Source organism: Pseudomonas sp. QC2, from assembly GCF_002859085.1.
GTDB classification, from domain to species: domain Bacteria; phylum Pseudomonadota; class Gammaproteobacteria; order Pseudomonadales; family Pseudomonadaceae; genus Aquipseudomonas; species Aquipseudomonas petroselini.
This window is the reverse complement of the sequence record NZ_PKKS01000003.1, coordinates 94,441-115,533: the sequence shown is the minus strand read 5'-3', so window position 1 is coordinate 115,533 and position 21,093 is coordinate 94,441. Positions and strand designations below refer to the sequence as shown.

16 protein-coding genes are annotated in these 21,093 nt (G+C 63.3%); 4 read left to right on the top strand and 12 right to left on the bottom strand.

What is annotated here, in order from left to right; all coding sequences use genetic code 11:
- The 4 genes from gspG to QCBJ_RS02030 all read right to left on the bottom strand — a co-directional run bounded on the left by gspG (position 1) and on the right by QCBJ_RS02030 (position 3,756).
- Complete coding sequence (gene gspG, locus QCBJ_RS02045; protein ID WP_015884870.1) at positions 1-426, bottom strand: type II secretion system major pseudopilin GspG; 426 nt, start codon at positions 424-426, stop codon at positions 1-3.
- A gap of 20 nt (positions 427-446) precedes the next feature.
- A complete protein-coding gene (gene gspF / locus QCBJ_RS02040) occupies positions 447-1,649 on the bottom strand; it encodes a type II secretion system inner membrane protein GspF (protein WP_102060025.1) in 1,203 nt (400 codons plus the stop codon).
- A complete protein-coding gene (gspE, locus tag QCBJ_RS02035) occupies positions 1,646-3,376 on the bottom strand; it encodes a type II secretion system ATPase GspE (protein WP_015884872.1) in 1,731 nt (576 codons plus the stop codon). Before gspE ends, gspF begins: the two co-directional genes overlap by 4 nt.
- Before the next feature lie 155 nt (positions 3,377-3,531).
- Positions 3,532-3,756: a hypothetical protein gene (locus QCBJ_RS02030; RefSeq protein WP_102060024.1), complete on the bottom strand. Its 225-nt coding sequence runs from the start codon at positions 3,754-3,756 to the stop codon at positions 3,532-3,534.
- Between the two features lie 507 nt (positions 3,757-4,263).
- Between QCBJ_RS02030 and QCBJ_RS02025 the strand changes: the two genes are divergently transcribed.
- On the top strand, positions 4,264-7,014 hold the full coding sequence (locus QCBJ_RS02025; protein WP_102060023.1) for a glycoside hydrolase family 3 protein: 2,751 nt from the start codon (positions 4,264-4,266) through the stop codon (positions 7,012-7,014).
- Positions 7,015-7,085: 71 nt separating this feature from the next.
- Here QCBJ_RS02025 and QCBJ_RS02020 read toward each other — a convergent pair whose 3' ends face one another.
- Positions 7,086-7,706: a TetR/AcrR family transcriptional regulator gene (locus tag QCBJ_RS02020; protein WP_093541253.1), complete on the bottom strand. Its 621-nt coding sequence runs from the start codon at positions 7,704-7,706 to the stop codon at positions 7,086-7,088.
- Between the two features lie 62 nt (positions 7,707-7,768).
- Positions 7,769-8,809, bottom strand: a complete 1,041-nt coding sequence (locus tag QCBJ_RS02015; RefSeq protein WP_102060022.1) for a LacI family DNA-binding transcriptional regulator — start codon at positions 8,807-8,809, stop codon at positions 7,769-7,771.
- Between the two features lie 210 nt (positions 8,810-9,019).
- On the opposite strand from QCBJ_RS02015, the gene QCBJ_RS02010 reads away from it, so the two are divergent.
- The 3 genes from QCBJ_RS02010 to QCBJ_RS02000 are packed head-to-tail and all read left to right on the top strand — an operon-like array spanning position 9,020 to position 13,463.
- Positions 9,020-11,212 (top strand): TonB-dependent receptor, encoded by a 2,193-nt coding sequence (locus tag QCBJ_RS02010; protein ID WP_102060021.1) that lies wholly within the window; start codon positions 9,020-9,022, stop codon positions 11,210-11,212.
- Between the two features lie 2 nt (positions 11,213-11,214).
- Entirely contained in the window at positions 11,215-12,546 is a 1,332-nt protein-coding gene (locus QCBJ_RS02005) for an LLM class flavin-dependent oxidoreductase (protein ID WP_102060020.1), read from the top strand.
- Positions 12,543-13,463: a sulfonate ABC transporter substrate-binding protein gene (locus QCBJ_RS02000; RefSeq protein WP_102060019.1), complete on the top strand. Its 921-nt coding sequence runs from the start codon at positions 12,543-12,545 to the stop codon at positions 13,461-13,463. Before QCBJ_RS02005 ends, QCBJ_RS02000 begins: the two co-directional genes overlap by 4 nt.
- Positions 13,464-13,897: 434 nt before the next feature.
- Here QCBJ_RS02000 and fecE read toward each other — a convergent pair whose 3' ends face one another.
- The 6 genes from fecE to QCBJ_RS01970 all read right to left on the bottom strand — a co-directional run bounded on the left by fecE (position 13,898) and on the right by QCBJ_RS01970 (position 21,039).
- Positions 13,898-14,689: a Fe(3+) dicitrate ABC transporter ATP-binding protein FecE gene (gene fecE / locus QCBJ_RS01995; protein WP_046035362.1), complete on the bottom strand. Its 792-nt coding sequence runs from the start codon at positions 14,687-14,689 to the stop codon at positions 13,898-13,900.
- A 4-nt stretch (positions 14,690-14,693) separates the two neighbouring features.
- Positions 14,694-15,662, bottom strand: coding sequence for an iron chelate uptake ABC transporter family permease subunit (locus tag QCBJ_RS01990; protein ID WP_015884881.1), 969 nt, complete (start codon positions 15,660-15,662; stop codon positions 14,694-14,696).
- Positions 15,659-16,648 carry an iron-dicitrate ABC transporter permease FecC gene (gene fecC / locus QCBJ_RS01985; RefSeq protein WP_177410640.1) on the bottom strand — a complete coding sequence of 330 codons (990 nt, stop codon included), beginning with the start codon at positions 16,646-16,648 and terminating at the stop codon, positions 15,659-15,661. The genes QCBJ_RS01990 and fecC overlap by 4 nt, the downstream gene beginning before the upstream one ends.
- 2 nt (positions 16,649-16,650) lie before the next feature.
- On the bottom strand, positions 16,651-17,571 hold the full coding sequence (locus QCBJ_RS01980; RefSeq protein ID WP_102060018.1) for a Fe(3+) dicitrate ABC transporter substrate-binding protein FecB: 921 nt from the start codon (positions 17,569-17,571) through the stop codon (positions 16,651-16,653).
- Positions 17,572-18,059: 488 nt separating this feature from the next.
- Positions 18,060-20,465: a TonB-dependent receptor gene (locus QCBJ_RS01975; RefSeq protein ID WP_102060017.1), complete on the bottom strand. Its 2,406-nt coding sequence runs from the start codon at positions 20,463-20,465 to the stop codon at positions 18,060-18,062.
- A gap of 91 nt (positions 20,466-20,556) precedes the next feature.
- Positions 20,557-21,039, bottom strand: a complete 483-nt coding sequence (locus tag QCBJ_RS01970) for an Lrp/AsnC family transcriptional regulator (RefSeq protein ID WP_102060016.1) — start codon at positions 21,037-21,039, stop codon at positions 20,557-20,559.
- Positions 21,040-21,093 lie beyond the last annotated feature (54 nt).

Here is a 21,093-nt window from a genome sequence, read left to right as displayed (position 1 = left end):
TTATTCCCAGTTGCCCAGGTCGGCGCTGTAGCCTTCGCCGCCGGGTTGGCCGTCCTGACCGTAGAAGATCAGGTCGAACGCACCGTGCTCACCGGGGAAGCGGTAGCCGAAGGCATGGCCGAACGGGTCCTTGAGGTCTGAGGGTTTGGCGTACGGCCCGGCCCAGCCGGCGCTGTTGCCGGGCTTTTCGACCAGTTGCTGCAGGGTCTTGGGCGGCGAGCCGACGTCCAGGCCATAGCTTTCGATCTTCATGCTCAGGCTCGCCAGTTGCGCTTTGCCCGCACCGTACTTGCCCTTGTCCACATTGCCGCCGACCTGGCGTACCACGATGGTCGCGACGATGCCCAGCAGCACGATCACGGCGAGCATTTCCAGCAGGGTAAAACCGCCCTGGCGGCGGGCAGGCTTGAATCGGGTAGGACGCATCAGCTTGTTTCCTTAAGGGTTCATATATTGCTGGTCAGGCTCATCAGCGGCAGCATGATCGCCAGCATGATCACGGCCACCAGCACCGCCATGACCACGGTCAGGGACGGCACCAGCGCGGCGAGCAGGCGGTCGATGCCGCGTTTGGCCTCGACGTCGAACACGTCGGCGACCTTGAGCAGCATGCTGTCGAGTTCGCCGGCCTGTTCGCCGACTTCAATCATTTGCAACGCCAGGTCCGGCAGCAGGGGTTCGCTGCCGAAGGCGCTGGCCAACGTGCCGCCGCCTTTGACGGATTCGGCGGCCTGGGCAACTTGCGCCTGCAGCGCGCGGTTGGTGCACACCTGCCGGGCGATCACCAGCGCTTGCAGCAGCGCCACACCGTTGCTGAGCAAGGTGCCAAGGGTGCGCGCCAGGCGTGCGGCTTCGACCCGCTGCAGCAGCGGCCCAAGAATGCGGATGCCCAATACGCGGCGGTCATAGCGCTCACGGCGCTGGGGATCACGCAGGCGTGCAACCAGGGTCCATGCGCCGACAATCAACCCGGCCAACACCGCCAGGCCGTAGGCACCGAGGAATTGGCCGAGGCCCAGGATCACTTCGGTGATCAGCGGAATTGGCACGCCCAGGTCCTTGAAGATCGGCACGAACTGCGGCACCACGTAGGCCAGCAACAGCGCGAGCGAACCGAGCACGCCCACCACCAGAAACGCGGGGTAGATCAGCGCGTTGATCACTTCGCCCCGGAGCAACTGGCTGCGCTCCAGGTAATCGCTGAGCTGGCGCAGCGTGTCTTCCAGGGCACCGCCCGCCTCGCCGGCGCGGACCATGCTCAAGTACAGCGGGGAGAACTGGTCGCCCTCCTCCTCCAGCGCCTTGGATAACGGCTGGCCGGCCTTGACCTGTTCGCGGATGCGCTCGATCAACGCGTGGGTCTGCGGCTGGCCGGGCTGCTTGAGCAGGATGCCCAGGGAGCGTTCCAGCGGTTGGCCGGCGCCCAATAGCGTGGCCAGTTGCTGGGTGAAACTGACCAGCGCCGCGCCGTTCAGTTGGCCACGGCCGAAGGCCTTGCGCAGCCCCTGGGCGCCCGCCACCTCGATCTGCAACAGCAGCAAACCGCGTTTGTGCAGCGCGGCGACGGCAGCGTCCTGGTCCTTGGCTTCCAGGGTGCCGTTTTGCGCTTGGCCCTGGCTGTCGAGGGCGCGGTATTTGAACAGGCTCACGCGCCCTCTCCACGGGTGACGCGCAGCACTTCTTCAAGGGAGGTAACACCCGCCACGGCTTGGCGCAGGCCCTCTTCATGCAAGGTGCGCAGGCCACCTCGGCGGGCGGCCTGTTCGAGGGTGGCGGCGTCGGCCTGGCGCATCAGCAGGCTGCGCAGTTCGTCGTTCATCACCAGCAGTTCGGTGATCGCGCTGCGGCCGTGGTAGCCACCGCCCGGCGCATCGGCGCGCGGGCGATAAAGCAGGATCGGGCGCTGCTCGGTAAACCGATCCAGGCCATGTTCGGCGATCAACTCGGCGGGGGCTTCGAAGGCTTCGCGGGTGGCCGGGTCGAGGCGCCGCACCAGGCGTTGGGCGAGGATGCCATTGACGGTCGAGGCGATCAGGTAGCTTTCCACGCCCATGTCCAGCAGACGGGTGATACTCGCCGCCGCGCTGTTGGTGTGCAGGGTCGAGAGCACCAGGTGGCCGGTGAGGGAAGACTGGATGGCGATACGGCAGGTTTCCAGGTCGCGGATTTCACCGATCATGATCACGTCCGGGTCCTGGCGCACGATGGAGCGCAGCGCGCCGGCAAAGTCCAGGCCGATGGCCGGCTTGACCTGGATCTGGTTGATGCCTTCGAGCTGGTATTCCACCGGGTCTTCGACGGTGATGATCTTGCGCTCAGCGGTGTTGAGCCGCGACAGCGCAGTGTAGAGCGTGGTGGTCTTGCCCGAGCCGGTGGGCCCGGTGACGAGCAGGATGCCGTGGGGCCGTTCAAGCACTTCCAGGAAAGTTTCCAGGCGCTGGCCGTCGAACCCCAGGCTCTGGAAATCGAACTGCACGGTCTGGCGGTCGAGCAAACGCATGACCACTGACTCGCCAAAACTGGTGGGCACCGTGGACACCCGCAAGTCCAGCTCCTTGCCCTGGATGCGCAGCATGATGCGCCCGTCCTGGGGCAGGCGCCGCTCGGCGATGTCCAGGCGCGCCATGATCTTCACCCGCGAAATCACCGCCGCCGACGAACTGGACGGCGGCGCTTCGGCCTCGTGCAGCACGCCGTCGATGCGGTAGCGCACCTTGAGCTGGTTTTCGAACGGTTCGATATGAATGTCCGACGCGCGATGTTCCACCGCACGCTGCAGGATCAGGTTGACCAGGCGAATCACTGGCGCTTCGGAGGCCATGTCCTTGAGGTGTTCGATGTCTTCCAGCGCACCGCCCTGCTCGTCGAGATTTTCGATCAGCGTGCCCATGGCCGAACGGCCCTGGCCGTAGTAGCGCTCGATCAGGGTTTCGACTTCATTGCGCGGGCCCACGGCCAGCCACACCGGCACGCCGCAAGCATAGGCCAGGGCCTGGAACGGGTACACCAGCGATGGGTTGGCGGCCAGCACGCGCAGGCCGCCCTGGCTCCAGCCCACGGGCACCACTTGGTAGTGACGCATGAAGCGCTCGGTCAGTGAGGGCAAGGGGTCCAGCAAGGGTGGCGCGGCATCGGCCAGCAGCAGCGGCGCGCCGAGCAGGTCGGCCCAGGCGCGGGCCAGTTCGACTTCGGAGACCAGTCCCAGGCGGGTCAGCAGACCGAGCAATTCGGGGTCATCCGACTCTTGGGACAGGCGTCGGGCGCGCTCCAGGTCAACGGTTTTCAAGCCAGCGTGCTGCATCAGCCACGCGCAGACCTGTTCGGTGTGCGGGATGTGCAATTGGCAGGCATCGAGGGGCGTTGAGGCGCTGGGCATGGGTAACTATCTGAGGGGCGATGTTCTAAAGGGCTATGGGAAACCCTTGTGGGAGGGGGCTTGCTCCCGATAGGGGTGGACCAGCTGCCGCATGCGCCGGCTGATACACCGCTATCGGGGGCAAGCCCCCTCCCACAGGGGACCGCGTTTCCCCGTTAGTTCGAGGTCTTCGGCGCGGCCTGGCTGCTGTTCAGCGGCCGCCCGCCTTTGGTGGTTTCGGTCTTCTGCTTCTTGGCAGCCTTGGCATCGTGGCTCTGGGTCAGCACGGTGGAATCAGCGGCGCCTGACTTGGCATCCGCGTCGGTGGCATCAGCCGCCATCGCCGCGCCACTTAGCGCAACGGCCAGCGCAAAACCAGCACCCAAAAGGGAAATCTTCATCAACTTTCTCCAGATCAAAAACAGCAGATAGCCCAAGTGGCGCCTTGAACTCAATCAAGACCCTACACCAAAGCGTTGTGTATGACAGCTTGTGTAAACATGGCACTTTAGAACTACCGAGCAATGCCACTAGTTCGCCATGCACGATGATTTTTCTTAAACCAATCGACTGGTAGGTTTAGCCTTAGTTCCTGAGCGTAAGAAATTATTTCTTATTTCACGCAAAAATTAGCTTTCGTTTGACTTATAACCGCAAGAATTGCCTTAATTATGCCGTTTTCGCGGTTCAAAATGCCATCTCGTGATATCGCTTAGACACTACTTACAATAACAACTCATATAATTATTACACTTATAAAACTGCGGATTTCGCCAAATAGTTGCAATTAGCCATCGGTTAAAAATTGCGCTCACGGGCAACTATTGCCCAGAAAAAAGTGACGAGCGTGCATTGCAACACGCACTTCTCGGCGCGCCATGTTTACTGAACAGTTGTCGGAGAGACCCATGAATAAACGCAAAATGATCGGTGCGCAGTCGGCATTCGCCCTGCTGGCACTGGCCGTGTCCCAGGTGCACGCGGCCACGAGCCCGGCCCTGGATGAAGGCCGGGTAAGCCGTGCAGAAAAGGCCGCGGATAAGACCCTGGCGAAGATGACCATGGAAGAAAAACTCGCCTACATCGGCGGCACCGGTGGCTGGGACGTCAAGCCACTGACTCAGTACGGCATCCCGCAGATTCACGGCGCCGATGGCGGCGTGGGCGTGCGTTACACCAGCGAGGGCAACGCGCAGGGCGTGGTGTACCCGTCCGGGCCGAACCTGGCCGCCAGCTGGAACCCGCGCCGCGCCATCGACCTCGGCCGTGCCCTGGGCTATGACACCGCCAGCGGTGGTTATCAGTTCGTCACCGGGCCAGGCGTGAACCTGTACCGCATGCCGTACAGCGGCCGTGCGTTCGAGTATTTGTCCGGCGAAGACCCGTTCCTCGGCGCCAGCCTCGCGCCGGCGGTAATCAACGGTATTCAATCGCGCGGTGTGTGGGCCAACGCCAAGCATTTCGCTGCCAACGACCAGGAAAGCAACCGCTTCCACCTCGATGAAATCATCAGCGAACGCGTCCTGCGCGAGATGACCCTGCCGCCGTTCGAGTCCGCGTCGAAGAACAGCAAAGTCGCAATGATGATGTGCGCGTTCCAGAAGGTGAACGGCGAGTTCGCCTGCCAGAACAAACACCTGATGCGCGACATCCTCAAGACCGAATGGGGCTACCCAGGCTTCGTGCAGAGCGACTACAACGCGGTGGTCAACGGGTTGCTGGCGGCGCAGGCCGGTACCGACCTGGACATGATGGGCTACCAGATGAACAGCACCATCCTCAAGCCTTACCTGGACAGCGGCGAGCTGAGCAGCGCGACCATCGATGACAAGGTGCGGCGCATCCTCAAGCAGATCTACCTGTACAAATTCGACAGCAAGGCGCCGTTGACCAGCCACAACATGAACAGCGCCACCAGCAACCGTGTGGCCCTGAACGCCGCCCGTGAAGGCATCGTGCTGCTGAAGAACCAGAACAGCCTGCTGCCACTGGACGCGAAGAAGGTCAAGCGCATCGCCGTGGTCGGCACCCTGGCCAAGTACGCGCCGCCTACCGGTTTCGGTAGCGCCAACGTGATGGCCGCCAACTACATCAGTGAGCTGAGCGGTCTGCAGCAACTGGCGCCGGGCGCCAAGGTTGAGTTTATCGACGGGCTGTCCCTGGACCCGGCCACTTCGACCTGGACCCATGCCGACAGCAATGGCAACAGCGCCAAAGGCTTGAAGACCGAGTTCTTCAACAACACCAACTGGTCCGGTGACCCGGCGGCCAGCCGTACCGACACACATGTCGACCTCGACTGGTCCACCGACAGCCTGCCGGTGAACGGCGATACCGCCGCCACCTCGATCCGCTACAGCGGCCAGATCACCCCGACCGTCAGCGGCGAGCAGGTGTTCAAGATCCGCGCCGACGGCGCCGTGCGTCTCTACGTCAACGGTAAGAAAGTCCTCGACAACGGCGACGGCAAACCGCTGCCGAACAACAGCATTCCGCCGACCATCCCGGTGTTTGCCAAGGTCAACCTGGAAGCCGGCAAACCCGTCGATATCAAGCTGGAATACTCGCGTCGCAACGGCTACCTCTCGACCATGGGCGGCCTGGTCGGCGTACAGATGAGCTGGGCTTCGCTGGTGGCACCGCAAGACCTGGCGCAGTACGACGCGGTCCTGGTGGCAGCCGGTAACAGCAATGAATACGAAGGCGAAGGCTTCGACCACAGCTTCGACCTGCCGGAATACCAGAACCTGCTGATCCAGAGCATCGCCAAGGTCAACCCGAACACCGTGGTCACGCTGCACGGCGGTACCGGGCTGAAGATGAGCGACTGGATCGACCAGGTACCGGCCGCGCTGCATGCGTTCTACCCTGGGCAAAACGGCGGCCAGGCCCTGGCGGAGATTCTGCTGGGCAAGGTCAACCCGTCGGCCAAGCTGCCGATCAGTATCGAACGCAACATCGAAGACAACCCGATCTACGCGACCTTCCCGAAATTCGACAACCAGGAAACCCTGGCCGAGATGAGCTACAAGGACGACCTGTTCCTGGGCTATCGCGGCTACGAGAAGAAAGGCATCAAGCCGCTCTATCCGTTCGGTTATGGCTTGTCGTACACCACCTTCGGCTACAGCAACATCAGCGTGACCCCTGGGGTGGCGGTGGCGGGTGCGCCGATCAAGGTGTCGTTCGACCTGTCCAACACCGGCAAGGTCGCGGGCGCCGAAGTGGCCGAGTTGTACGTGGGCCAGAACAACCCGAAAGTCGAGCGCGCCATCAAGGAGCTCAAGGGCTACAAGAAGGTGTTCCTGAAGCCGGGCGAAAGCAAGCGCGTGACCATCGAACTCAACGATCGCTCGCTGGCCTACTACGACGTGGCGAGCAAGCAGTGGGTGGTGGATGCGGACAGCTTCAACCTGTCGGTGGGCGCGTCGTCCCAGGATATTCGCCTGAACGCCAAGCTGGTCAACCCGTTCCGCCAGGAACTGTCGACCACCACCAGCAACCCGCTGCCGCGCTCGGCACTCAACTCGACGCTGCGTGAATCGACGGTGAAGACTGGCGGCGTGCTGCATCAAAATGAAGGGGATAGCGGCACCAGCGACGGTGATGGCTATGACATGAGCGATGACAGCAGCCAGGGCAGTGCTGCCGGCAACTGATCCCGACTCAGTCTAGTGTGGGAGGGGCGGTGCGACGATTCGGCTGGCTCCCTCCCACATTTTGGGCCGCGTTATTTTTGGACTCTGATGGCCGTTTCGACCCGTGCGATGTAGCTGTCGAACCGCGCCACCAGGTCCACTTGCGCGGGAAAGCGCAACCACTGGATCTGCAGGCCATCCATCATGGCCAGGATTTCTTCCACCAGCCCGGCGATGTCCACATCGCTGCGCACCTCCCCCGCCGCCACCAGGTCGGCAAACTGCCCCTGCAAGCGCCGCTGGATGCCCGCGTAACGTTCCTGGAACCACGCCCAGGCCGGCTGGGTGTCGAGCAGACTTTCGGCATTCAAGATGGTAAACGCCCGCACGACCCCAGGCGCGGTCGCGTTCGAACGGTTGATCGCACGCAGGCTGCCAAGCAACCCGGTCAGGGTTTTTTCAGCGCGCACTTCATCGGCAATCCGCTGATTGACCTCATCGCGGCGTTGCAGCACGCCCATCAGTAATGAAATTTTGCTGGGGAAGTGGTGCAGCACACCGGCAACGGAAATACCGACGATGGCCGCCACTTTTGCCACCGAGGCGCCGCTGTAGCCCTCCAGGGAAAACACCTGCAAGGCTGCGTCCAGCAGCTCTTCACGGCGCTTTTCACCTTTTGGGGCGCGACGGGTCTTGGGGACGGGTTCGGTCATAGGGACATCCTTGTGGGCAGGCTTTCACCGTATCCAAATTGCCCCCGAGCCGCAAATAAAGCTCAGGCGCTTTCCCGTTCGATCAAGCGGCACTCCAGCAAGTTCAAGCGCTGTACCTCATCACTCACCGCCAGCACGCCCAGGCTTTCCAGCACCCGCGTCGCGGCCAGCACACCCATCTCCAGCGCAGGCGGCTTGATGGTGCTGAGGCTCGGCAGCAGCATTTCGGCAAACGGATAATCACCAAACCCGAGCACGGCGCAGTCCTGCGGGATCTTCAACCCGGCGCGCTGGCTGGCCAGCAAACCACCGGCGGCCAGGTTGTCATTGGCGAAGAAGATCGCATCGGGCGGGTTGGCGTGGCTCATCAGGGTTTCCATCGCTTGCTTGCCTGCTTCGAACGGGGCGCGGTCGGCGTCCGGGGCGAAGACCCAGGGTTGTACACCCAGTTCGGTCAGGGTCGCGGCGAAGCCGTCACGCCGCTCCAGTGCACTGAAGTCGCCCGCCGCGCTGTTCTGCACGAAGGCAATGCGTCGGTAGCCCTTACCGTGCAGGTAGTGCGCGGCACTGACACCGACGTCGTAGTGGGAAAAACCGATCTGCAGCGGCGCGCGTTCGGGCACGTAGTCCCAGGTTTCGACCACCGGGATATCCACGTCCGCGATCATCTTTTCAGTGCCTGCGCTGTGGAAGCGGCTGGTCAGCACCAGCGCTGCCGGCGACCAGCCGAGGAACGCGCGCACCGCGCTTTCTTCCTGTTCGGCGCTGAAGTAACTGGACGCCAGCAGCAATTGATAGCCATGGCGACTGAGGGTGTCGCTGAACCCCTGGATAGTATTGGCAAAGATCGGCCCCGAGATGTTCGGGATCACCATCGCCACGATCCGCCCGCGCGCCGAGGCCAAGCCGCCGGCCACCAGGTTGGGCACATACCCCAGCTCGGCGACCACCTGGGCAATGCGCTCGCGACGCTCGGACGAGACGTGCTCCGGCTGGTTGAAATAGCGCGACACGGTGATCGCCGACACCCCGGCCTGGCGGGCCACGGTGTTCAAGGTGACGCGCCCGGCGCCACGGCGCTTGCGCGGTTTATCTTCGCTCACGGGACAATCCTGCTAACAACCAAAAAGAATATAGGAATAATTTTTAAGTCTTTGACGCTCTAAACCCGAGCTACCAATAATGCCGATGTTAGCGCTAACAACGCGCGCTGTCTGCTACTCGCTCAAGCGAATGCCCACGACAGTTTTCACAGGCGCTGACGGTCGCAAGAACCGCAGCGGACCCGGGCATTCTTTTCGAGCAAACACAGCATGCACAACGTCACAAAACACACTCATTTGTTACTGCTCGCGGGTTTGACCGCCCTCCCCGTGCCCGGCGCCTTTGCCGCTGACGAGCAGGAACCCACGCTCAAATCGGTAACCGTCACCGCCACCCGCCGCGAAGAATCCCTGCAGAAAGTCCCGGTAGCGGTGTCCGTGCTCGACGGCGAACAACTGGAGCGGGACAACCGCAACGGCGTGGCGAGCATCGCCCAGCAGGTGCCGTCGCTGAACTTCCGCACCGGCGCGTCGAACAAGGACACCTCGCTCTTCGTGCGCGGCGTGGGCACCATTTCCACTTCCCCCGGCGTCGAGCCGACGGTGGCCACGGTGATCGACGGCGTGGTCTACGCCCGCCCCGGCCAGGCCACCCTCGACCTGCTGGACCTGGAGCGCATCGAAGTGCTGCGCGGCCCGCAAGGCACGTTGTTCGGCAAGAACGCCTCGGCCGGTGTGCTGAATATCACCAGCAAGGCGCCCACCGCCGAGACCCACGGCTATATCGATCAGTCGTACTACAGCGGCAATGAAAGCCGCACCCGCTTCGGCATCGGCGGCAGCCTGGTACCTGACGTGCTCAAGGGCTCGATCAGTACGTTGTTTGGAAGCTACGACGGCAACGTGAACAACCCGCACAACGGCCAGGAGGTCAACGGCTACAACCACAAAGGCATTCGCGGCAAGCTGGAGTTCACCCCCAACGATGACGTGAAGCTGACCCTGATCGCCGACTACATGCAGTCCCACGACGACGCGCCGAATGGCGTGGTCAGCAAGTCCCTGAGCCCGGCGTTCAGCAACGCCCTGAGCCCGGTGCGGGCATCCAGCGACAACCGCGACATCAACACCGATACCCGCAGCCATGTGGAAGACAGCAACAAGGGTGTATCCGCCCAGCTGGACTGGAACCTCGGCGACTACACCCTGACCTCGATCACCGCCTGGCGCGGCTGGGACAACACCCAATACCAGGACGGCGACCGCCTCGGTACCGTGACCGCTGCCTTCCCCGGCACCGCCGACAAGGGCGAACTGGACTTCAACCAGTACTCCCAGGAACTGCGCCTGGCCTCGCCCAAGGGCGAATTCCTGGAGTACGTCGGAGGCCTGTTCTACATGCACGGCAAGGACGAAGAAACCTACCAGCGCACACTGACCACCACGACACGCACCGACCGTGGCATCGCCGACTACAGCACCACCAACGACAGCTACGCGGTCTTCGGCGAAACCACACTGAACTTCACCTCGCGTTTTCGGGGTATCGCCGGCCTGCGTTACACTCACGATGACCTGAAATACGCTCACCGCCGCGCCTCCACCTCGGCCACGACGGTCAGCGGGATTCAACCGGCCACCTCCAGTTCCGGCTCGGTGGACGAAGACGGCTGGTCCGGACGCCTCGGCGTGCAGTACGACCTGACTGACAGCGTCACCAGCTACCTCACCTACTCACGCGGCTACAAAGGCCCGGCCTACAACGTGTTCTTCAACATGCAGCCGCGTGACACCGACGCGCTCAAGCCGGAGACCTCCAATACCTGGGAAGCCGGGATCAAGGCCAACGCCTGGAACAACCGCCTGACCACCAACCTGGCGGTGTTCCACAGCGACTACGACAACTACCAGGCCAACTTCTTCGACACCGTCGCCGGCCAAGTGGTGACCCGCTTGATCAACGCCGGCAGCGTCAGCACCGAAGGCGTCGAGCTGGATTACGCCTTGCAGGCCACCCAGCAACTCAAGCTCTCCGGCGCCCTGGCCTACACCCGTGCGCGCATCGACGAATTCGCCTGCCCCGCGGGTGCCGCCGCGACCTGCAACGTGAATGGCAAGCCGCTGCCCTTCAGCCCGGACTGGAAAAGCTACGTGCGCGCCGACTACACGATCCCGCTGGATAACGGCCTGGACATCGAACTGGGCACCGACTACAGCTGGCAGAGTGAAGTGCAGTACGACATCAGCCAGAATGTCGACACCCAACAAGGTGCCTATGGCATCTGGAACGCCAGCGTGGCCCTGGCCGACTACAGCAGGGGCTGGCGCGTCGCATTCCTGGCCAAGAACCTCGCGGACAAGTCCTACTCGCCGCTGCTGGCCAGCGGCGGCAATTATATCTACCGCGCCGTACCCCGTGACGATGAGCGTTACTTCGGCGTGCAACTGCGCAAGGATTTCTAAGCATGAGCCGTCAACTGAAACTCGGCGCCTTTCTCATGGCCACCGGGCACCACGTCGCCGCCTGGCGCCACCCGGACGTGCCGGCAGATGCCGGGCTGGATTTCGCCCAGTACAAACACCTGGCACGCGTGGCCGAAGCAGCGAAGTTCGATGCGCTGTTCGTGGCCGACAGCATTGCCGCGCCTACGGGTGAGGTCGCCAGCCAGATGGCGCGCTCGGACCATTTCGAACCGCTGACCTTACTGTCGGCGCTCAGCGCAGTGACCGATCACATCGGCCTGATTGCCACGGCGACCACCACTTACAACGAGCCCTACCATGTGGCACGCAAGTTCGCCTCGCTGGATCACCTGTCCGGCGGGCGCGCGGGCTGGAACCTGGTGACCTCGGATGCCGCCGCCGAAGCGCAGAATTTCGGCCGCGATGAACACCTCGGCCACGCCGAGCGCTACAGCCGCGCGCGGGAATTTCATCAGGTGGTGACGGGGTTGTGGGACAGCTGGGAAGACGACGCCTTCACGCGGGACAAGGCCAGCGGCACCTACTACGACCCGGCGAAGCTGCACGTGCTGGATCACGTCGGCGAACACTTCCGCGTCAAAGGCCCTCTGAACGTGGCACGCTCGCCCCAGGGCCAGCCGGTGATCGTGCAGGCGGGTTCGTCGGAAACCGGCCGTGAACTGGCGGCGCAAACCGCCGAGGTGGTGTTTACCGCGCAGACGTCGTTGGCGAGTGCCCAGGCGTTTTATGCCGATCTCAAGGCGCGTCTGAGCCGGTATGGGCGCGAACCGGATTCGCTGAAAATCATGCCGGGGGTGTTTGTGGTGGTCGGTCAGACCGAGGCTGAAGCCCAGGCGAAATTCGAGGCGTTCCAGGCGTTGGTTGAGCCGGAAGTCGGCGTGGCTTTGCTGGGGCGCATGCTGGGTAATTTTGACTTGTCGGGCTACCCGCTGGACGGTCCCTTGCCCGCGTTACCGCTGACCGACAGCGGGCAACGCAGCCGCCAGCAACTGCTGAGTGATTTGGCCAGCCGTGAGCAACTGACGCTCGCACAATTGGGTCGGCGGATTGCCGGTGGGCGCGGGCATTACAGCCTGATCGGCACGCCCGCACAGATTGCCGATGCGCTGCAAAACTGGTTCGAAAATGGCGCGGCCGATGGTTTCAATATCCTGGTGCCGCACCTGCCGGGCGGGCTGGAAGATGTCGCCCAGTGGGTGGTGCCCGAGCTGCAACGGCGCGGCCTGTTCCGGACTGAATACACCGGTTCCACCTTGCGTGAAAACCTCGGTTTGGCGCGCCCCGAAAACCGCTTTAAAAAGGACGACGCATGAAGATTCCGGCCCTGTTACTGGCCCTGCTGGCCGTCACTCAAACGGCCTTGGCGGCCGACCCCGCCGCACTGCGCATCGGCTACCAGAAAGGCTCTATCGCCCTGGTGCTCGCCAAGGAACATGGCCTGCTGGAAAAGCGCTTCCCGCAGACGCAAGTGAAGTGGATCGAATTCCCCGCCGGCCCACAGATGCTCGAAGCGCTGAATGTGGGTGCGCTGGATGTCGGCGCCACCGGCGACATCCCTCCCCTGTTCGCCCAGGCTGCCGGGGCCGACCTGGTCTACATCGGCGCCGAACCGCCCAAGCCCAGCGCCGAAACCATCCTGGTGCGTAACGACAGCCCGCTGCATTCGGTGGCGGACCTCAAGGGCAAGAAAGTCGCCTTCCAGAAAGGCTCCAGTTCCCACAACCTGATCCTGCGCGCCCTGAACAAAGCCGGCCTGAGCTACACGGACATCCAGCCGGTGTACCTGCCGCCGGCCGATGCGCGTGCGGCGTTCGAACAAGGCAGCGTGGATGCCTGGGCCATCTGGGAACCCTATTCGTCCCTGGCCCTGAGCCAGAGCCCCAGCCAGGTGCTGGCCAATGGTGAAGGCCTCGGTTTATCCGGGCCGGTGTATACCGCGCGGCGTGAATATGCGAAGGCCAACGGTGCGTTCATCCACGACCTTCTCGGAGCACTCACCGCCGCCGAAGCGCTCACTCGCAGCCAGCGTGAAGACAGCTTGAAAGTCCTGACCGACTTCATGGGCCTGCCCGCCGCCGTGGTTGCGCGCTATATGGACAACCGCCCGCCTTCGCCGATTTTGCCGATTGACGACAAGATCATCCAGGCGCAGCAGGCGACGGCGGACCTGTTCTACCAGAACCGGTTGTTACCCAAGGCCATCGATGTGAAGCAGGCCGTTGCTCAGTAGGCGCCGACTTGCCGGCGATGGCGGGGATCAACCAGTCCCCTAACCACGATGCGAAGCGAGCCGTTCTTGATCTTGATCTCACTTTTGATCTTAGGCGCCCCGTCAAACACGCTGGCCGGAATTCGACAGGGATTTGGGGGGGGGTAAACCGGCAGGGATGCCGGTTCAGCCGCCCCGCGCCATGGATGGCGCGTGGCGGCGGCCCCCCAAATACCTGGCGGATTACGGGCACACCGAGCCTGGGCGAGGTGCCGAGTGTTGGGGCGAAGGCCTTTTGGTTACTTTTGGGCCTTTCCAAAAGTGACCCGCCGTAAGGGCGGAACCCATAGTGGCTGTGACCTAAATAACGGATATGTACCCGGTCAGACCCAACATCCAGCTCGGCTGTCAGGCCGCCTTCGCGGGCAAGCCCCCTCCCACACTTTTTGATCGCGTCAGGCGTGATGGCGGGTGCTTTTCTCAACCACGCACATCGGCGTGCCGGACACCGGCTCATTGATGATCTGCACCTGCACCTCAAACACCCGCCGCATCAATTCGGCGCTGATCACCTCCCCCGGCGCACCGTCAGCCACCAGCTTGCCGCCGTGCATCACCGCCAGGTGGTCGGCATAACGGCACGCCTGGTTGATGTCGTGCAGCACAGTAATCACGGTCTTGCCTTCTGCCGCCAGTTCGCCCATCAGGTCGAGCAGTTCGACCTGGTGGCTGATGTCGAGGTAAGTGGTAGGTTCATCGAGCAACACCACCGGCGCGTTCTGCGCCAGCACCATCGCCAGCCAGGCGCGTTGGCGCTGGCCGCCGGACAAATCTGCCAGGGCGCGGTCGGCCAGGGTATCCAGTTCCAGGCGTTGCATGGCCTGGGTGACATGGGATTGGTCGTTGCCGCTCAGGCGCCCCCACAATGAGTTGTGCGGGCTGCGACCATACGCGACCAGTTGGCGCACGCTGACACCTTCCGGCACCGGCAATACCTGGGGCAAAAACGCGATCTGCCGCGCCAATTGGCGGGCGGACAGGCCGGCGTAGGCCTGGCCATCCAGGGTCAATTCGCCCTGGGTCGGCGTGAGGATGCGCGCGAACGCCTTGAGCAAGGTGGATTTGCCGCAGCCATTGGGGCCGATCAATGCAGTGACCTTTCCGGCGGGCGGCGCGAAGGACAACCCCTGCACGATGCGCGTGGCACCGTAGCCGATATCAAGCTGTTGCGCGTGAAGAATACTCATGTCATCAGCCCTTGAACCGTGCCAGCAACCAAAGAAAATACGGCGCGCCAATCACCGCCGTGAGCACCCCGGCGGGGATTTCGCTGGGCGCTATCAACGTACGCCCCAGGGTGTCGGCCAGCACCAGCAGCAGCGCACCGATCAGCATCGCCGCCGGCAGCAGGTACTGGTGATGCCCGCCTACCAGGCGCCGCGCCATGTGCGGTGCGACCAGGCCGATAAAGCCAATCGGCCCGATCACGCCCACGCCCAGGCTGGTCAGCAGCACCGCGCAGGCCATCGCCAGCCAGCGTGTGCGGCTCAGTGCGGTGCCGAGGCTGTGGGCGGCTTCATCGCCCAGCGCAATCAGGTTCAGCGGCTTGGCCAGGCACAGGCCCACAGGGATCAACACCAGGAACGGCAGCACCAGCGCCACGTGGTGCCAATTGCGGCTCCACAGGCTACCGGTCAACGCGAGCAAAGCGGTGTTGATATCCAGCGGGTGGGACAGGATCAGAAACTCGGTGACGCTGGACAACGTCACCGCAATCGCCACCCCGGACAGCGCAAAACGCACGCCGGAAAAACTCACCCCGGTGTTGTACAGCGCCAGCAGCAACGCGCCACCGGCACCGCCCAGGCAGGCCACCAGCGGCAGCCAGGCAATCGGCAAATGCGGCCAACTGATGATCGCCACGGTCAGCGCCAAACCGGCGCCCTGGGTCACACCGAGGATTTCCGGCGAGGCCAGCGGGTTGCGGATCACGCCCTGCACAATCGCCCCGGCCAGACCGAAGGCCGCACCGGCGAGGATCGCGATCAGGCTGCGCGGCAGGCGGTGGTTCCACACTTCGAAGTCGAGCGCGTCGTGGGCCAGCAGGCGCTCCACCACGGTGCCCGGCGCGAGCCACTGGGTGCCGGCGCTGAGGCTGACCAACGTCGCCAGCAGCAATAGGCCGAGCAGCAGCCAGAGGCGCGAACGTGGGCGGATCATAGGGCGCGCCTGGCAAGAAAGAGGAAGAACGGTGCGCCGATCAGCGCGGTGACCACACCGGCCGGGGTCTCCACCGGAAACGCCACGGCGCGGCTGAGCAGGTCGGCCCCCAGCACAATCACAGCGCCTAATGCCGCGCTCAGCGGGATCAGCCAGCGGTAGTCATTGCCGAGGAACTGGCGAAGGATATTCGGTGCGATCAGCCCGACAAAGCCGATCGGCCCCACCGCGCAGACGCTCGCGCCCACCAGCAGCAAACTGGCAACAAACACCTGCAGGCGCAGGCTGGCAATGCCCACGCCCAGCGAGCGTGCGGCGTCTTCGCCGAGGTTGATCAGGTTCAGGCGCGGCGCACACCAGAGGGCCCACACGCCGCCGATCAAGGTGCACGGCCAGAGCAATTGCACTTGCGCGGCGCCGACATTCGCCAGGGAACCGGCCAGCCAGTTGAGCACGCTTTGCGCCTGGGCTTCGACCAGGATCACCGTAAGCCGGGTCAAGGCCGCGCACAGCGCCGCCACGGCTACGCCGGCCAATACCAAACGCCCCTGGGCGGTGGTCGGCGACCAGGCGCCACCCAGGCTGAACACCGTGACCCAGGCCAGCGCGCCGCCCAGGCAAGTCATCAACAACGCACCGCCGGCGAAGGGCAGCGCGACCAACCCGGTGGAAAACAACGCCAACCCCAACGCCGCCCCCGCCGTCACGCCAAACAGGGACGGCGAAGCCAGGCGGTTACGCGTAATGCCTTGCATCAACGCGCCGGCCAAGCCCAGGCAGGCACCGACCAACGCCGCGCACACCGCACGGGGCACGCGCAATTGGGCGACGATGTAGGCCATATTGCCGCCCACGCTGCCTTGATGGACCAGGCCATTCCACGCATCCGTCGACGTCAGCGTGAACGGTGACCAGCTGTACAGCGAAAACCAGAACAACCCGGCGCCCAACAGCAGGATGCCCACGGCGGCGAAACTGCGTTGCACGGTTATTGGCTCAATACGGCTTTGCCGCCTTTAAGGATCGCCAACGTGTCTTCGGCGATCTGCTCCGACGCCAGTACGCCACGGTTGCGCGCCCAGCTGTCGCCATCCACTTCGGCGACATGCTGGTTACGCACGGCGCCGAGCACTTGCCACAGCGGCTGCTTGCTCCAGCTGTCAACGATGCTCGGGCGACGGTAATGGCCGACCAGCAACCAGCCCGGGTCGAGGGCAAGCAGTTGCTCCAGGCTGACGAACTCGGTGGGCGCGGCGTTGGCACGTACCGACGGGACTTTCAGGCCAATGGCTTGCAGCACGCTGCCGGCGTAGGAGTCCGGGCCGTGTACGGAGAAGCTGTCTTCCCGCGCCACACCGAACAGCACGCTGGCGCCGGCGGGGATCTGTTGGGCGATGTTGTTCAGGTTTTCACGGTTTTGCGCGATGCGCGCGGTCATCTGCGGGCTTTTGCCCAGGGCCTTGCCGATCAGCTCGGCGGACTTGAGGCTGCCTTCATAATCCTCGCCACGCGACGGCAGCAACAGGGTCGGTGCAATGCTCGACAGGTCGTTGTACAGCGCCTGATGGCGGTTGAGGTCGGCGACGATCAGGTCCGGCTTGAGACGCGCGATTTCCTCGATGCTCGGCTGCGAGCGCAGGCCCACGGACGTCCACTGGCCGATGGCCTGGCGCACACGGGGCAACACACGGTTGGCGTCGCCATCGTCGGCGGCGCCGACGGGGGTCACGTCAACCGCGGCGAGGCTGTCGAGAAACGAGAACTCCAACACCACCACGCGCTTGGGTGCGTCCGGCAGATGCACGGCGTGCTGGCCGTCGTTGAGGTCGATGGGGGCGGCGCTCAGCAGGCTTGAAGAGAACGCCAGGACGCAGGCGGCAAGGGTGGGGATGGAGCGCAGCAATCGCATGACAAGAACCTCGGCGTTAAAACACCCCGGCTAGACAGGCTGGGGAAAACGGCGGGTACTATTCCATATCAGCGCGGCGTGATCAAAAAACATTCTCATTTATACCCGCTCTACCCTGTGGACGCGGGGTTGTTGGGGTGAGTGGCCTGCGTGGTGAACGGGCTTGTTGTGGTGACTGGGCTGTTGTGGTGAGCGGGCTTGTTGTGGTGAGCGGGCTTGCCCCGCGCTGGGTGGCGAAGCCGCCCCAAAACCTGGCGCCGCGTTCTACCTGACACGAAGTGGTGTTCTTGTTGGGGCTGCTGCGCAGCCCAGCGCGGGGCAAGCCCGCTCACCACAACAGCTTGCTCACCCCAGCAACCCTGCTCACCTCAACAAGCTTGCTCACCCCAGCAACCCTGCTCACCACAACAGCCTGCTCACCTCAACAAGCCTGCTCACCCCAGCAACCACCTTGACCACAGAAGCCAGTCCGCGCAGCAACCCTCATGCTAGAAGTCGACGGTGGCCGAGAGCAGGTAGGTACGCGGCGTCGACAAGGTCAACCCCGGCTCGCTGTCATCCGAGGCGCCGGCCGAACTCCAGTAGCGTTTATCGGCGACGTTCTCCACGTTCGCCCGCAGGGTGATGTGTTTGTCGTCCACCTTGAACGCATAGCGCGCGCCTACGTCGATACGGTTCCAGGCGTCGATTTCCTTGTCGTTGGACTGATCCAGGTACTGCGAGCTGGAGTAGAGGCCACGGCTGGTCAGGGTCAGCCCTTCCAAGGTCGGTACGTCCCACTCGGCGCCCAGGTTGACGTTGTACTTGGGCGTCGCCGGTGCACGGTTGCCGTCATAGGTACCGTTGGTGGTTTTCTGCAGTTCGCTGTCGATGTACATCACGCCGCCGAGCAGGCGCACGCCCTTGAGCGGTTCGCCGAACACACTCAGCTCCGCCCCGGTGTTCTGGCGCTTGCCGTTGGGGCCGAACAGGTTCGTGGTGCTATTGGTTTCATAGGCAGGCTGCTTGATACGGAACATCGCAGCGGTGACGGCGAAGGCACCGGCGTCGTATTTGGCACCCACTTCCACCTGGCGGCTGACAAATGGCGGGAAGATTTCATCGTCATTATTCGACGTCGACGGCGCGACCTTGCCCTGGCTCAGGCCTTCCATGTAGTTGGCATACAACGACAGCTTGTCGGTGGCCTTGAACAGCAAGCCGCCGGACGGCGAAACTTTCTCTTCATCGTAGCCGGTGAGGCCTTTGACCCCATTGTTCCAGTCATCCACCTTGACTCGCTGCCAGCGCGCGCCGAGGGTCAGCAACAGGCGGTCGTCGAAGAAGCCCAGGGTGTCGGACAGTGCTACGCCGCTGAATTTGTTTTCGGTGTAGACCTTCGCATCCTGGCGCGTTGCCGTGGAGGGCGTCAGCGTTTGCACCGGGTTATAGAGATTGCTGCGCCCGTTCGCATAGCGTGCGCCGCCGTTTTCAAAGTCCATATAGAAGTAGCTGGCGGCCAGGTTGACCTCATGACTCACCGACCCGGTCTGGAACCAGTTACGCACGCCGGCGGTGTAGGTGCGCACGTTTTCATCGCGGGTGAAATCCCGTGGCGACACCACGAAATCACCGGCCGCGTTGGTCACCGACACCGCATGGCGCAGGAAGTCGTGGTTACTTTTGCGCGCGCCCACACCGCCGTAGAGCATCACGTTATCGCTGAGGTCGTACTCAGCGTTGACGGTGCCGAAGGTGTCGTTGGTGCTGGCCTTGCTCCAGGACTGCGCATAGTTGCGGCGCACATCGTTGGCACTGGGGACCGGCGCCGCGGCCGCGACCTGCACACGCTCCTGCGGGGCATCGGTGTCACGCTCGGTGTGGCCGATATCGGTGGAAAGGCGCAGGCGCTCGCCACGAAAATCCAGGCCCAGCACGGCCATTTCACGGTCGACGCTCTGGTGATCCCATTCGGTGTCGCCGGACTGTTTAACGCCGTTGAAGCGGATGCCGAACTTGTTGTCTTCGCCAAAGCGCCGCCCTATATCCACCGCACCGCCCGCCTGACTATCAGAGGCCCAGTTGCCGGTAAACGAGTTGATGTCTTTGTCGGTGGCGCGCTTGGGCACCACGTTGATCCCGCCGCCCACGCTGCCGCGCGGCGAGATGCCATTGATCAGTTGGGTGGGGCCTTTGAAGATGTCGACACGGTCGGCCATTTCCATATCGATGGTGTAGGTCGGCAACACGCCATAGAGCCCGTTGTAAGCCACATCACTGTTGAACAGGCTGAAGCCGCGAATGGTGAACTGCTCATAGCGCCCGCCCGCCGGGTTGGTGGCGCGTACCGACGGGTCGCTGGCGATCAGGTCGCCAAGGGTGCGCGCTTGCTGGTTCTTCACCGCGTCCTGGGTGTAGGTGGTCATGCTGAACGGGGTTTCCATGAAATCCCGCGTGCCCAGCAGGCCCTGTGAGCCACGCCGCGCCACCTGGCCACCGGCGTAGGTGTCGCCGTCGTACAGGCCGGTGGTGCCGAGAATCGAGGTCGGCGCCAGTTCCAGGCTGCTGCCATCCGGTGCCGGTACCAGCATGTAGGCCTGCTCACCCATGGCTTGCAGTTGCAGCCCTGAGCCTTGCAGCAAGCGGGCAAAGCCCTCCTCCACGCCGAACTCGCCGGACAAACCGCTGCTGCTGCGACCGCTGACCAGGGCCGGGTCCACCGACAGGTTAACCCCCGACAACCCGGCAAAACGCGTCAGTGCCGCACTCAGGCTGCCGGCAGGCACTTGGTAGCTGCGGCGGCTGGCGGTGTCTTCGGCGTAGCTGACGGCGGCGAATAACGGGCTGGCACTGAGGCTCAGCATCAGGCTCAGTTTCAGCAACGGGCGCAAGCGCAAGGGTCGGACTGCGGGCATTGGAGGAAGCTCTCGATAATGTTCACTTACCTGGAATGACAGGCGAAGTGAAAAAAAGGGACAGCTGCCGCCAAACTTTTTCAAAAAAACTTCAACTGATCGGTACTTCCAATCCCACCTTGACCCGATCCAACGCCACCAGCGTCTTGAACCACTTCACGTTGGGGTTCTCGGCAAACAAACGCGCGGCGAGTGCCTGGTACTCCTGCATGCTGGCGACATTGAGCACCAGCACGAAATCCACCTCGCCGGTGACGTAGTAGCACTGCTGCACCTGGGGCACGGAGAAACTGGCTTTGGTTGCCGTCAGCGCGTCGATGCTGGTGCGCTCGACGGAGACCTCGGCCAGGATGGTGATCGGTTTGCCGGCCTTGACCGGATCGATCACCGCCACGTTCGCGCTGATCACTCCGCCCTCCTCCATGCGCTTGATACGGCGTTGCACGGCGGCGGTGGAGAGGTTGACCTTCTCGGCCAGGGCGCGCAGGGGCAAGCCATTGTCACGTTGCACAAGCGCCAGGATCGACCAGTCGAAACCGTCCAGGTCCAGCAGGGAAGCAGCAGGTTTGGCCATCGGGGGCGCGCGCTCGTCAGGGTGAGAAATTTTATCGAAAACAGCCTCGAATCA

Bases quoted from the DNA above. Each gene is read 5' to 3' on its own strand.
- gspG (WP_015884870.1), bottom strand. From the start codon at position 426: ATGCGTCCTACCCGATTCAAGCCTGCCCGCCGCCAGGGCGGTTTTACC.
- gspE (WP_015884872.1), bottom strand. From the start codon at position 3,376: ATGCCCAGCGCCTCAACGCCCCTCGATGCCTGCCAATTGCACATCCCG.
- QCBJ_RS02030 (WP_102060024.1), bottom strand. From the start codon at position 3,756: ATGAAGATTTCCCTTTTGGGTGCTGGTTTTGCGCTGGCCGTTGCGCTA.
- QCBJ_RS02025 (WP_102060023.1), top strand. From the start codon at position 4,264: ATGAATAAACGCAAAATGATCGGTGCGCAGTCGGCATTCGCCCTGCTG.
- QCBJ_RS02020 (WP_093541253.1), bottom strand. From the start codon at position 7,706: ATGACCGAACCCGTCCCCAAGACCCGTCGCGCCCCAAAAGGTGAAAAG.
- QCBJ_RS02010 (WP_102060021.1), top strand. From the start codon at position 9,020: ATGCACAACGTCACAAAACACACTCATTTGTTACTGCTCGCGGGTTTG.
- QCBJ_RS02005 (WP_102060020.1), top strand. From the start codon at position 11,215: ATGAGCCGTCAACTGAAACTCGGCGCCTTTCTCATGGCCACCGGGCAC.
- QCBJ_RS02000 (WP_102060019.1), top strand. From the start codon at position 12,543: ATGAAGATTCCGGCCCTGTTACTGGCCCTGCTGGCCGTCACTCAAACG.
- fecE (WP_046035362.1), bottom strand. From the start codon at position 14,689: ATGAGTATTCTTCACGCGCAACAGCTTGATATCGGCTACGGTGCCACG.
- QCBJ_RS01990 (WP_015884881.1), bottom strand. From the start codon at position 15,662: ATGATCCGCCCACGTTCGCGCCTCTGGCTGCTGCTCGGCCTATTGCTG.
- QCBJ_RS01980 (WP_102060018.1), bottom strand. From the start codon at position 17,571: ATGCGATTGCTGCGCTCCATCCCCACCCTTGCCGCCTGCGTCCTGGCG.
- QCBJ_RS01975 (WP_102060017.1), bottom strand. From the start codon at position 20,465: ATGCCCGCAGTCCGACCCTTGCGCTTGCGCCCGTTGCTGAAACTGAGC.
- QCBJ_RS01970 (WP_102060016.1), bottom strand. From the start codon at position 21,039: ATGGCCAAACCTGCTGCTTCCCTGCTGGACCTGGACGGTTTCGACTGG.